Below are 12,076 nucleotides of genomic sequence, written 5' to 3' on the forward strand. Positions count from 1 at the left end.
CTTAATTTATTGAAATAAATGAGTTTTTTGTTTTCTGGGTATCGGCCTTATCCCTGCGGTATCTGAATTGATGGCAGCTCGCTTTGGATTGCCTTCATGGATTGTGGTCTTTTGGAAGCACAAAGAACCTTTCAAAGTACCTTGGCTGGAAACGTTACCTTAAGACCGAAACCTTTTCGGATGATGGGCCTTTAGATCGCATTGCAAGTCACTGGGTTAAACCACTATTTAACTAAACAGCGCTGGCTATGTACACAATAACCTTGTTAGGGCTACTAACAAGGTTATTGTGTCTGATTTGGCTTAATACTTTCTTAAGGTAGGCTCAATTGACTTTCCGACGTAGGTTGAGTCAGGCAAAGGCTCCCTGAGAAAATCACCAGTTATAAATGGGTTGGGATTTACGCAAATGTTTGTAAGTATCAGCGCTTCCTGCCGGATATAGACTCTGTTGGCATAATCCAGGCTGAATATCCACTGAATCAAAAAGTTGAAAGCCTTGTAATTGTCCTTGTACTTCTTCAGGTGATCAATTGTATCTTCGTTTACAGAAATAATTTTGTTGCGGTAAACATTGATCAGGTTTCCACATTCAGGGTTATCACTGTGGACATAACTGCCTAATTTATTGAGTAGATTTTTTTCAAGGGAGTTTTGCCGGGAAAGCCACGCGATAACCTGCCTCCCGGCATCATTGTCGATACTGCCACCAAATTTTTTGTCAAAATAAGCAAGTCTCTGTGAATCAGATGCCTCTGATATCGCTACAAGCTCGGCAATGCTTATTTCTGAGTTAAAAGCCGTTGAATCTGGAGCTTCAGGCATCGTTTCGAAGTGATCCAGAAGTGGCTGGTAGAGTTTTTGAGCTTCTGCGGCACGTTTCTCAACTTCTTCATACGACGTTTCTTCAATAACCAGTGCTGTCGCTGATTGAGAGAAGATCCAGGACAGGGAAAGCAGAATGATTGCAGCAATTTCTTTTCTGATAAGTTCTGCTTTGAATAGCGGTAACATTGAGTGATTTCCGGTTATCTTGTTTTTGTATTCAGCAAGAATAATCGTAATCAGGGTTCATCTTCAAATGTGAAAGTTTGATGATCTGATATTTTGTTGCAATATGGTGCATAACCACAGGGGAAATCAGCGAAAATAGAGATACCACATCGTCTATCGCTGATATTTACCCCCATGGATTCCGTATTTCAGGGGAAAGCCACGTTCCGCAACCTGAGCCGGTATTCTGATGCCAGTGAAAAACGCTTCAGCCGTTGGTTTCGTCGTACATTCGACTTCGTCGCGCTGAATTGGCTTACCCTCTCTGATGCTCTTTCGTCAACCAACGAGCGGATTGCAGCAGTGGTTGCCAGTTTTGTCCGCAAGAGTGGTAAGAAGACGGATGGACTCGGCGTATTCTATAACGGCTGTGCTGGAAAAGCAGAACAAGGTTTGGACATCTCTTTGCTTTCACTGGTCAGCTTATCATCCAATACAGCCTATGCTCTTGATGCGGAACAGACCGTTGATGAAGAAGGTAAGACACGCGCTGACCTTTACGCAGAGCAGGTGGTCAAGCTCGCGGGACAACTTCTCGAAGAGGGCGTCAAGTACCTTGCAGCTGATAGTTATTATTTCAAGCAGAAGTTTGTAACCCCCCGTTGTTGAAGCGGGTTTGCATGTTGTCAGTAAATTGAGAAATGATACTTTCCTTCGATGGCTTATCCCTGAATGACGAAAAAAACATGGATACCTACAGGCAGCTCAGTAGCTACGGAGCTATTGCTGCCTAAAAGTGTCCGAAGTATTGTACTAATGAGACTATCATCATCTGTTCGTTGTAAAATCAAGGTTGCGATATGTAATCTCGATTCAGTATTGGGTCGTGATTTTGTTTTTATTCTATCTGCTGTGGGTTTAATTTCTATCAATGCATCAACAGTGACTCGAAAGAGTCACTGTTGATTTGAACAAATAATGATTAATCAGTGAGAGGCAAAAACGCTTACTTCTCCCTCAGCTGTATAGCTGAAGGTCTCATAAGGAACCTTTTTACCATACTCCATGCCGGGTGATCCCATTGGCATACCCGGTACAGCCAGGCCTCTGACATCAGACTTCTGCTCCAGCAGTCGTTTGATATCGGATGCCGGTACATGACCTTCAATAGCATAATCATCGACAAAAGCGGTATGACAGCCTCCCAGTCCCCTTGGTAACTGCGCTTTTTGTTTATAGGCGGTGACATCCTTCACATTATGGTTTCTAACAGTAAAACCATTGTCTTTTAAATGACTGACCCAGCCATCACAGCAGCCTCAGGTTGGAGACTTGTAGACATCGATAACGGGTAACGGCTCAAGAGCCAGTGCACTCAGGGATGCAAATCCCAGAACTGTGCTGATAATCAGTTTCTTGATGGCAGACATGCTGCATTCTCCACATTTACTGGATATAAAAATTTCAAGTTGATTGTTCAGACTCATCGCAATGATCTGAAAGCGGAGAATGTGATCTATTCCAGGAAAGTGGCATTGGCCAGATAGATATCGGGCCTCAGAGCCAGCATGTCAGGCTCGGTATTAGACAACCATTGATGAAGCTTTCGTGGTTGGGTGATTACTAGCGGGGCAACAACATAAAGCAGGGCAAATATTGGCTCTGCATTATCCAGCGGCTGGATCTTCAACGCTGAGCTGATACTGACACATTCCGGGCAGGTTTCATCCATTTCCAGAATAGGCGTGTTATCAAGGCAGCAGTCATGGAGCTCCATATCCATAACCGTTTCCTGAACGCTTTCTGCCAAGGCTGGCGCTGCCTTGACTGCAGGCATCACACAAAGTTGCAGCACAGACAGTATCATCACAGCGATCAGGGCTGTGCAGATAGATCTATGGTGCTGACTGTGAATCATCGTTACCTTGAGTACAGGAATAAGGATTGTGTAATGAGAACACTTTCGGCAACATCTGGTCAATCGATAATCACCCACTGATAGACAGGTATGAAACCGGATACCCAAACAGCTATGACGGATCTGATTGCGGAAGTCAGAAAAGTCATCCCCTTCGGGCTGTCAGAAACAGAGCTATGCAGTGGAACCTGTAAAGGGTGTTCAAAAAAGCTGCTGGAGTTTCTGGATCAGGAGCTGAGTGAGTGGAGCCTTTTTATTGAACAGGGCGGAAAGCCAAAGCTGGGTGATGTCAGTAAACTGGCTCGAATATCAACAAAAGTGTACAAGGCTCTGGAAAAGAATAATCTGGTCAACAGTTTTGATACTGACAACTAAAAGAAACTGATAAATCGTACATACCCGCAAGTTATTGAAGCTTTATTTCTGACATAGCCTTCTACACTGAAAATCCCGTGCACAGGATGTGCTTCAAGCCTTAAGCAAGCATGATCATGAGTAATACAATTTTATTTTCTGATATATCAGGTAAAAGACACTTATCAATACTCCATATATTTTTATTGTCTCTGGTTTCTTTTGATTTGTCTTCTTATGAAAGGGATTCTCTCTCTGTGACTGATGAAAGAACTGATATGGAGGTTATTCATAACTACGAGAGAAATAATAAGATTCTTAAATTCACTTTAAGAAGCCCATCTGAAATAAGAGATTTTGCGAAAAGAATCCGAGATGAAGGAATAAGAAAACAAGATTTGAAAAATGCGAAGCTTGAAGAAGTATCAGCTGGTGGTTACACATACTACAGACCGATCGATCCAAATGAGAAAGTTTCCCCGGAGGTAGAGGAAAAGAGAAGAGCGCTCTATAAATCTTTAGGCAAATCCTATGCAAGAATGTATGGTTTCTAAAACCTTTCACACAGCAGCGTAATTATGGATAGCCTCTAAGAAACTGTGGAATTCTTTGCTCTAACCAGTAAACAGGTTTCAAACCATCACTACTGATAAAACCAACATGTCCTCCACCTGAGGAAAGTTCCATCTGAGTGCTGCTGCTTAACTCATCCTGTTCAGGGACTGAGTACGTAAATAAAAATGGGTCATCAGAAGCCTGCAGGATAAGAGTTGGCTTGGTGATATGTCCCAGAAACCCACGGGAGCTGCACTTCCGGTAATAGTCTTCAGCGCTGGAATAACCATGCAGCGGGGCTGTCACCTGGTCATCGTATTCGTAGAAGGTTGTTAGATTCTCCACACAACCCAGCTCATCCATAGTTTTCAATCTGTCGTGCCAGTCATGCTTGCGGAAGTGCTCTTTCTTGACGGCGACATACTCTTTCAGCTCCTGCATAAAGCGGTTGCGATAGACTCTTGAAAAGCCCTGGTCTATACGCCTTGAGCATTGGTCAAGCTCAAAAGGAACAGAAACAGCAACTGCCGCATCCAACAGGCTTTTACCCCCGTTTTCCCCTTGGTATTTGAGCAGAACATTGCCGCCAAGTGAGTAGCCAACAGCCCGCAAGGTTCTTCCTGGAAAACGGCTGCTTAACTCATTAAGCACCAGCTTCAAATCACTGCTGATTCCCGAGTGATAACCAACAGTCAAATTGTTAGGTTCGCCACCACAGCCCCGAAAATTCATAGCGACACTGGGCAGCCCTTCACCGGCCAGTGCCCGCTGGAGCCCGACAATATATTTTGACTGGGAGCATCCGGTCAGGCCGTGGAGAAGAATCGTTAAGGGCTTTTTCCCGTCTTCAGGTCCAAACCAGTCGAGGTTGATAAAGTCGCCGTCTGCCAGCTCCAGCCTTTCACGGTGACGTTCAGGAATTTCCTGCCGTCGAAACAGAGGAGACCACAGCGTTTGCATATGAGCACTGGATAACCATGGCGCTGTTTGAAAAGGCAAATGTCCGGCAGACATGTGAAAACCAGAATCAATTTGTTCGATAAAGGCGGGAGACCAGTTGTCCTGCTCCCTTCTCTTTCCATAGTTGCCAGTTATCTGGAACATCCGGTTGTCCCAGGGTGGCTTCTGTTTCCACGTAAATTACAACATCTTCTTTTAAATAACCATTTTCAGCCAGCTGCCTGCAGGCTGGTGCCAGCATCCCTTTATTGAAAGGGGGATCAAGGAAAATCAGGTCATAACCTTCGGTCGCGGGTTGATTCAGCCAAAGGCTGGCATCCGTCTGAATCACTTCGGCATTGTTACATTTCAGAGTATTCAGGTTGTCCTTCAGCATGCGGGCAGCAATGGGAGAAAACTCCAGAAAGGTTGTGTGCGCTGCTCCTCGTGACAGAGCCTCCAGTCCGAGAGCACCAGTACCAGAGAAGACATCAAGACAGCGTGCACCGGCGACCCAGCCGGTCAGCCAGTTATAGACTGTTTCACGAACACGGTCTGGAGTGGGGCGAAGTCCTTCAACGGAGGCCACGGGAAGCTGACGGCTTCTCCAGTCTCCGCCAATAATTCGCAGGCGGCCAGCTCCGTTATGGGAGGTCGTTTTACGTTTGCGGGGCATGAATGATGAAATCAGATCAAAAGATCCATTCTACTATGAATCCTGTTTCCAGTCGGCAATAAAGACAGGGCTTACGCATCAGTATTCTCATTCTCATCTAGGTGAGCTGTAATAACGGGATACTCGCCCTTGGGTCTACATAGCTCCGTTCACTAACCTGTAGAATGATGTGTTTTTGATACATGATTTTCGACTCTCCCTCTCATGACATTCCTAACGATCTCAACTTACTGTCTACCCACAAGGAATGGCAGGGCATCTTAGCGGCTTAAGGAAGAACTGCTGAATTGTGGAAAGCTCACGGAAAGATGGTGGCAGGCCCACCGGAGTCTGTTGTCGGAGACCGGCTCCAAACCACCTCATGAAGCTGGCAGGTGTGGTATAGAGAGGCGAGTTTAGGCGAACCTATGTGGACGCGTCGTAATCCAGAGACTGACATCAAAACCGGGGGCGTTTCTATCTCTCGGGACAAGTCTGCAGGTGAATTCCGAATGCTGTGCAGGCGGTGTCCGGCGTTATAGTGGGCGCGACTCTATATCGGGCTTTCCGTGGAAACTGCGGGAACCAGTCATCACGATGCTAAGGGAGAAATACAAATCACTGAATTGATGAGTATGAGAGTACCGATGCGTGGTACTGGAGCGGAGTTGCTCGTAGTAGTGAGGAAGTACCTGTAATGGGTATGGAGCGAAGAGTGTCTCTGTCATGTGCTTGGCTTGATCAAAGAATGATTATGCGTTTGCCCTGAATCAGATGCGATATGACTAACGGAAAAGAAAGAATAACTAACCATGTCCTACAGCCATCAGCTCCAACTGAACAACATTCTTTATGCTGCAGGCACCTCTCTATGCCATGAAAGGAGAGGAGGTGTTAATATTACCCGCTGTTTCACCCGTTACACTGCGGAATGCGGGAATTTTCTTATACGATGTTTTCCAAAAAAGACGATAAATCAGCCAGTCGCAAAAAGCGTTTCTGGCCTTGGGGTCGCAAGAGCGAAGAGGCCTCCGTCGAGCCAACACAACCGGTTGAAGATGTAAAAACCGAGGCTCCGGAAGAGACCGCCCCTGCTCCAGCCGTTGAACCGTCCCAGCCCGCTGAGCCAGTAGCCCAGCAGCCTGTTGCGGAACAGGAAAAACAGCTGGAAGAGCCTTCTCCTGTTGAAGCTGCTGTTGCTGAAGCCACTGTACAGCTATCAGCAGAACCAGTAGAGCCAATCGAGAAGGTTGAGAAGCCTGAACCTGCTGCTCCTGTTCAAACTGCACCAGTTCCTGAACCTCAGCCTCAATCCATGCCCGCAGAAGAGCCCGTTGCTGAAACGAATGGTTTCTTCTCCCGGATGAAATCCGGCCTGGCCAAAACCCGCTCTTCTCTGGTGCAGGGGGTTACCACCCTGTTCATCGGTAAGAAGGAAATTGATGATGAGCTGCTGGAAGACCTGGAAACCCAGCTGCTTGTTTCCGATGTGGGTATTGAGGCAACACGTCAGATCATTGATGGCCTGACCCAGCGTGTCGCCTATAAAGAACTGGATGATGCAGATGCGCTGGTCAATGCGCTGAAGGCTGAACTTGGCAAGATACTTGAGCCTGCTGATAAGCCTCTGGTTATTGATACCAGCAAAAAGCCTTTCGTGATTCTGGTTGTGGGTGTTAATGGTGTGGGTAAGACCACCACCATCGGCAAAATGGCCCGTCAGTTCCAGAACGACGGTAAGAAGGTGATGCTGGCAGCTGGTGATACCTTCCGTGCGGCTGCCGTTGAACAGCTACAGGTCTGGGGTGAGCGTAACGATATTCCTGTTGTTGCCCAGCATACCGGTGCTGACTCTGCCTCGGTTCTTTATGATGCCTTTGAAGCCGCCAAGGCCCGCCAGATGGATATCCTGATAGCGGATACCGCAGGTCGTCTGCATAACAAAGACAACCTGATGGAAGAGCTGAAGAAGGTGAAGCGGGTGCTTGGCAAGATCGATCCGGAAGCTCCCCATGAAGTTCTGCTGGTTGTTGATGCCGGTACTGGTCAAAATGCCCTGAGTCAGGCGCACCTGTTCGACAAGACTGTAGGTCTGACCGGTATGGCACTGACCAAGTTAGATGGCACTGCTAAGGGGGGGGTAACCTTCGCCCTGTCTCAGGAGATGAGTCTCCCGATTCGTTTCCTTGGTGTTGGTGAGCAGATCGAAGATCTGCGTCCGTTCAAAGCCAAAGAGTTTGTCGATGCGCTTTTTGCGGATCTTGACCTTTGAGCATGATCTGACTGACAGGGCAGGGAGTGGCCAGTGATTATCTTTGAAAAAGTCTGTAAGCGCTTTTCCAACGAACATATTGGTCTGGATGACATAACCCTGCGCCTTGAACGCGGGGAGATGGCCTTCTTGACCGGCCATTCCGGTGCTGGAAAAAGCACCCTGTTGAAGCTGATCATGTTGATGGAACGGCCAACCAGCGGTCAGGTGTGGGTTGGTGGCTATATGCTGTCCAAGCTGCGCCGGGGCCAGATACCTGCCCTGCGTCGTAATATTGGTGTGGTTTTTCAGGATCACCAGCTCCTGTTTGACCGCACTGTTTACGACAATGTTGCCATTCCACTGTTGGTATCCGGCTATAACCCTAATGATATTGGTAAGCGTGTTCGAGCTGCCCTCGATATGGTTGGGCTGCTGGATCGTGAAAAGCTGAACCCTCTGGCACTGTCCGGCGGTGAACAACAGCGGGTTGGTATTGCCCGTGCCATGGTTAACCGCCCGGCAGTTCTGCTGGCGGATGAACCAACCGGTAATCTCGACCCTGATCTTTCTGCAGATATCATGCAGCGCTTTCATATGTTCAATCAGGCAGGGACTACGATTCTGATTGCTACCCATGATCTGGGTCTGGTTAAACGTATGGGGCACAGGGTCATCACCCTTGATAAAGGTCATCTGTATAACCAGCAGGAGCAGATGGCATGATTCAGAAAGTAAAAGATGGGAAAGCGAAAGACAGGTCTGGCCGTAAAGCGGCTGTAACGACCTGGCGCAGAACTCCCCAGATAGAGCTAGATCATTCTGCAGCGCATAACGCCAAACAGAAAGCAGAGCAGAACAATACAGCGAAACACAAAGCGAGAAGAGGTGCAAAAAAACGGGAAACCGGCTCGTCTGCCCAGCACTGGAAAATCATTTTTGCTTTACACCGCCAGGTTGCCGGAGAAGCTTTGTCCCGAATAATGGTAACGCCAATAGCAAGTTTGATGACCATTCTTGTGCTTGGTATAACCTTGGCGCTGCCCGCCACATTGTCCATGACATTGGAAAACCTTCAGGCTGCAGCAGGTGGTACAAGTTCTGTTGTGCGTCTGGCACTCTACCTTGATGAAGGGTTGAGTAATACCAAGGCTCTGGATCTTAAAAAGGATCTTCAGGGTGATCCAGCTATCAATAAAGTGACGTATATTTCACCCAAGCAGGGGCTGGCGGAATTCGAGAAATTCTCTGGTCTTGGGCAGGCATTGGACTTACTTGATGATAATCCGCTACCAGGTGTTCTGGAAGTAGAGCCAAAAGATACAACTCCCCTGGCTGTCAGCAATCTTCAGAACCGGCTGGGCAGGCTTGGTGAAGTCAACGATATCAGAGTCGATAACGAGTGGCTTAAGCGCCTGCATGCCATGCTTGAGCTGGGGGAACGCGCTCTGAATGGTTTAACGACTCTGGTCGTTCTGTCAGTGCTTCTGGCTGTAGGAAATACCATTCGTTTGCTGGTTGTTAACCGTAAAGAAGAGATTAAAGTTGTTAAGCTGGTGGGTGGTTCCGACAGCTTTGTCATGATGCCGTTTTTATACAGTGGTTTCTGGTATGGCCTGCTTGGTGGTGTTCTGGCCTGGCTGGTGACTGCCTGCCTGTGGTTTATGCTGGCGGATTCTGCCAATTCTCTTGCAAGTCTTTATCAAAGTTCGTTCCAGATGAGTTTTCCTGACTTTGCCACAACGGTTACGGTCATTTTTGGAAGTGTTTTGCTGGGTGTAACCGGAGCTTTCTTTACAAGCTGGCGGCAACTCAGAGCGATTGACCCGTAACAGTCGATAACGAATTTCATCTTTTCTATCTGAACCTGCTTTCTGATCAGGGTGTCATAGCTGACTCTTGGGCAAATAGCAGGTCTCTCCTGTGCGGGTAAGATTCCTATGCTGGTGGTTCTTTATTGCCGTAGCCACTTTCCTCAGCTCTGTGACTGCTGCTTCCATGCAGTACCCGGAAGTAGAGGGTGGAGACCGCAGCATTCTGGAATCCTTTCAGAACTGGCTTCCTGATATTTCCGGTTCACTGGGTGACCTGGCTCAGCAGGGACGATATCTGATGTCCGACTGGACGGGTATATACCAGGGAGCCACCGACCTCTCAGGCTTTGAAGAAAACGAACTGCAGGATCAGCTGGAAAACCTCCAGTCTCAAATCTGTTACCTGGGAAATCCCGGACCACTCCTGACAACATTGCATCGAAGAAATGATCTCTACTACCTCGGCAACCGGGTATTGAACTGGGATGAGCAGGTCAATATGACCCTGGTCTCTGAAGAAGATCTGCCTGATGCCGGCCGGGAGTTATTAATGGCTCCGCAGAAAACAGACAACAGCTCTCTGGAAGTTGCTGAAAAGCAGGCCGCTGGCTCGAAAACCAAAGCCAGAGTTGCCTGTTTTGCAATGCAGACAGAACGCTGGAGGCAGCTGGGAAACCTGCTCAGATATCATGGATTCCTCTCCCAACCCCATGGCTTTACAGCCATTGTGAATCGCAATCAGGATACGGTGATCCGCCTGGGTAACAGCCGTGTTCTGGCCTATTCGGCAGAGGGGCACCAGCAGGCCGCCAGTGCCGCTATGGAACTGGGGCGAATGGACAGCAATGATTTCTTTCTGCTTACCAACAGCTCTGAAGCCTACCATCTTCGCGCTGACACTCTGGCCAGTTATGCCAGCTATGGTTACGCACGATATGTGGAAGTTGTACAGATTGAAGATGTTTTTCCACGCTATTACGGACATTTCTGGGATATGCTGTCCCGAGTCTCACTGGGGGGAGTCGTTGCAACCACTGCAACTGTTCTGGTGATGGGGAAACTGCTGGCTTCTGCTGCCGTCGCGACAACAGTTGGAGTTGGAATCACCCTCGGGGTGTTACTGCCCATTCTTGCCCACACAACGATGGATGCCTGGGCTATTTACGATACACCGGATACCCTTCTTCCTATGGTGGCTCTGCAGTCCATGTTTGGCTCGGCCCTGAGTATGGGAGGACGGCTGGTTTCCTATCTTGGGGCCGGAATAAGCCTGTTTGGCAGGGGGATGGGACATGCGGTTCAGCATGCGCCCAACCTGTCACTTATGACCAGTATCGGGGCTTTGCTGGGGATTATGCTTCTTCCCTATGGTGTTCCATTTGGCTCATTGCTGGCCTTTGGAACCGGGGCTGCTGCTGTTGCTGCAGGAACAGCTGTTACCGGGGTGGGTTTTTTGGCTGCTCTTATCTACATGAACCCCTCACGGGTACTGACGGCTACGAATACTCTCTGGAATAGTTTGAATGGTCACCAAAAGTAACCTGGTCGTTATAAAAAAAACCTCAATTTCCCCCTATTTTTATGCCTCGCCTGTAAGTAGCTGTCCCAAGATTGGGCAGGTTGTATCAAAGTGTATAAAGAGCTGATTTGGCCGCTTTTCCTGTATAATTAGCTATAGAAACAGTGGTAATATCGCCATCTACTTATTATTTGGAGTATGTTGTTGATGGGTACCAGCCTTCAACCAGTTGACCTTCTGACACCAGGGCAGAACATTGATGCCTACATCCATGCTGTCAGCAGTATTGCTGTGTTGTCTGCCGACCAGGAGAAGGAAATTGCAGATCGTCTCTACTATGAGAATGATCTTGAAGCTGCACGTCAGCTGGTAATGTCTCACCTGCGTTTCGTGGTACATATCGCCAAGAGCTACTCTGGCTATGGCTTGGCCCAGTCTGACCTGATTCAGGAAGGCAATGTTGGCCTGATGAAAGCCGTACGCCGCTTTAACCCGGAAGTCGGAGTCCGTCTGGTCTCTTTTGCCGTTCATTGGGTTAAGGCCGAGATTCACGAATTTATTCTGCGCAACTGGCGGATTGTGAAAGTCGCAACCACCAAGTCCCAGCGCAAACTGTTCTTCAATCTGCGTTCCAGCAAGAAGCGTCTGGGCTGGCTGAACCAGGAAGAAACCGACGCTGTCGCCAAGGATCTTGGCGTAGACCCGAGTGTGGTTCAGGAAATGGAAAGCCGTATGGCTGGCCAGGATACCGCATTTGACGGCTATGCCGATGATGACAGCGATACAGCCTACCAGGCACCAGCTCATTATCTGGAAGACCGTGGTGCTGATCCTTCTGCTCAGCTGGAAGAGGCTGACTGGAGTGACAACTCCACCATGCGCCTGCTGAATGCTCTGGCAACTCTGGATGAGCGTAGCCAGGATATCCTCAAAAGCCGCTGGCTGGATGATGGCAACAAGGCCACTCTCCACGAACTGGCAGCCCGCTATAGTGTTTCCGCTGAACGTATCCGTCAGCTGGAAAAGAATGCCCTCAAGAAACTGAAAGGTGTATTGGCAGCCTGATTCCTTCAGGCTT

General features: G+C 48.3%; 13 protein-coding genes. 8 read left to right on the top strand and 5 right to left on the bottom strand.

Annotated features, from left to right (window positions below):
• Nucleotides 1–303: 303 nt before the first annotated feature.
• Nucleotides 304–1,014: a hypothetical protein gene (locus tag M3P05_RS12990; protein ID WP_249700137.1), complete on the bottom strand. Its 711-nt coding sequence runs from the start codon at nt 1,012–1,014 to the stop codon at nt 304–306.
• Nucleotides 1,015–1,188: 174 nt separating this feature from the next.
• On the opposite strand from M3P05_RS12990, the gene M3P05_RS12995 reads away from it, so the two are divergent.
• Nucleotides 1,189–1,662: a hypothetical protein gene (locus tag M3P05_RS12995; protein WP_249700138.1), complete on the top strand. Its 474-nt coding sequence runs from the start codon at nt 1,189–1,191 to the stop codon at nt 1,660–1,662.
• Nucleotides 1,663–1,979: 317 nt separating this feature from the next.
• Here the strand turns inward: M3P05_RS12995 and M3P05_RS13000 are convergent, their stop codons facing one another.
• Entirely contained in the window at nt 1,980–2,249 is a 270-nt protein-coding gene (locus tag M3P05_RS13000) for a DUF411 domain-containing protein (RefSeq protein ID WP_249700140.1), read from the bottom strand.
• 260 nt (nt 2,250–2,509) lie between these two features.
• Nucleotides 2,510–2,848, bottom strand: a complete 339-nt coding sequence (locus M3P05_RS13005) for a hypothetical protein (RefSeq protein ID WP_249700141.1) — start codon at nt 2,846–2,848, stop codon at nt 2,510–2,512.
• Nucleotides 2,849–3,001: 153 nt separating this feature from the next.
• Here M3P05_RS13005 and M3P05_RS13010 point away from each other — a divergent pair, with 153 nt between their 5' ends.
• Complete coding sequence (locus tag M3P05_RS13010; RefSeq protein ID WP_249700142.1) at nt 3,002–3,286, top strand: hypothetical protein; 285 nt, start codon at nt 3,002–3,004, stop codon at nt 3,284–3,286.
• A gap of 116 nt (nt 3,287–3,402) precedes the next feature.
• On the top strand, nt 3,403–3,819 hold the full coding sequence (locus M3P05_RS13015) for a hypothetical protein (RefSeq protein ID WP_249700143.1): 417 nt from the start codon (nt 3,403–3,405) through the stop codon (nt 3,817–3,819).
• A 22-nt stretch (nt 3,820–3,841) separates the two neighbouring features.
• Here the strand turns inward: M3P05_RS13015 and M3P05_RS13020 are convergent, their stop codons facing one another.
• Nucleotides 3,842–4,924, bottom strand: coding sequence for a hydrolase (locus M3P05_RS13020; RefSeq protein ID WP_249700144.1), 1,083 nt, complete (start codon nt 4,922–4,924; stop codon nt 3,842–3,844).
• Nucleotides 4,848–5,435 carry a 16S rRNA (guanine(966)-N(2))-methyltransferase RsmD gene (rsmD, locus tag M3P05_RS13025; RefSeq protein WP_249700145.1) on the bottom strand — a complete coding sequence of 196 codons (588 nt, stop codon included), beginning with the start codon at nt 5,433–5,435 and terminating at the stop codon, nt 4,848–4,850. Before rsmD ends, M3P05_RS13020 begins: the two co-directional genes overlap by 77 nt.
• A gap of 931 nt (nt 5,436–6,366) precedes the next feature.
• Between rsmD and ftsY the strand changes: the two genes are divergently transcribed.
• The 5 genes from ftsY (at nt 6,367) to rpoH (ending at nt 12,063) form a co-directional block, all read left to right on the top strand.
• Entirely contained in the window at nt 6,367–7,686 is a 1,320-nt protein-coding gene (ftsY, locus tag M3P05_RS13030; protein WP_249700146.1) for a signal recognition particle-docking protein FtsY, read from the top strand.
• Between the two features lie 33 nt (nt 7,687–7,719).
• A complete protein-coding gene (gene ftsE, locus M3P05_RS13035; RefSeq protein ID WP_249700148.1) occupies nt 7,720–8,391 on the top strand; it encodes a cell division ATP-binding protein FtsE in 672 nt (223 codons plus the stop codon).
• Complete coding sequence (gene ftsX, locus M3P05_RS13040; protein WP_249700149.1) at nt 8,388–9,497, top strand: permease-like cell division protein FtsX; 1,110 nt, start codon at nt 8,388–8,390, stop codon at nt 9,495–9,497. Before ftsE ends, ftsX begins: the two co-directional genes overlap by 4 nt.
• A 91-nt stretch (nt 9,498–9,588) precedes the next feature.
• Nucleotides 9,589–11,019: a hypothetical protein gene (locus tag M3P05_RS13045; RefSeq protein WP_249700150.1), complete on the top strand. Its 1,431-nt coding sequence runs from the start codon at nt 9,589–9,591 to the stop codon at nt 11,017–11,019.
• 186 nt (nt 11,020–11,205) lie between these two features.
• Nucleotides 11,206–12,063, top strand: coding sequence for an RNA polymerase sigma factor RpoH (rpoH, locus tag M3P05_RS13050; protein ID WP_249700151.1), 858 nt, complete (start codon nt 11,206–11,208; stop codon nt 12,061–12,063).
• The last annotated feature ends 13 nt before the right edge of the window (nt 12,064–12,076 follow it).

Origin of the sequence: Parendozoicomonas callyspongiae (assembly GCF_023502345.1) — a bacterium.
GTDB lineage: Bacteria > Pseudomonadota > Gammaproteobacteria > Pseudomonadales > Endozoicomonadaceae > Sansalvadorimonas > Sansalvadorimonas callyspongiae.

Coding starts and splice junctions, on each gene's coding strand:
- ftsY (WP_249700146.1), top strand. CDS start 6,367: ATGTTTTCCAAAAAAGACGATAAATCAGCCAGTCGCAAAAAGCGTTTC.
- rsmD (WP_249700145.1), bottom strand. CDS start 5,435: ATGCCCCGCAAACGTAAAACGACCTCCCATAACGGAGCTGGCCGCCTG.
- M3P05_RS13010 (WP_249700142.1), top strand. CDS start 3,002: ATGAAACCGGATACCCAAACAGCTATGACGGATCTGATTGCGGAAGTC.
- M3P05_RS13015 (WP_249700143.1), top strand. CDS start 3,403: ATGAGTAATACAATTTTATTTTCTGATATATCAGGTAAAAGACACTTA.
- M3P05_RS12990 (WP_249700137.1), bottom strand. CDS start 1,014: ATGTTACCGCTATTCAAAGCAGAACTTATCAGAAAAGAAATTGCTGCA.
- M3P05_RS13020 (WP_249700144.1), bottom strand. CDS start 4,924: ATGTTCCAGATAACTGGCAACTATGGAAAGAGAAGGGAGCAGGACAAC.
- ftsX (WP_249700149.1), top strand. CDS start 8,388: ATGATTCAGAAAGTAAAAGATGGGAAAGCGAAAGACAGGTCTGGCCGT.
- rpoH (WP_249700151.1), top strand. CDS start 11,206: ATGGGTACCAGCCTTCAACCAGTTGACCTTCTGACACCAGGGCAGAAC.
- M3P05_RS12995 (WP_249700138.1), top strand. CDS start 1,189: ATGGATTCCGTATTTCAGGGGAAAGCCACGTTCCGCAACCTGAGCCGG.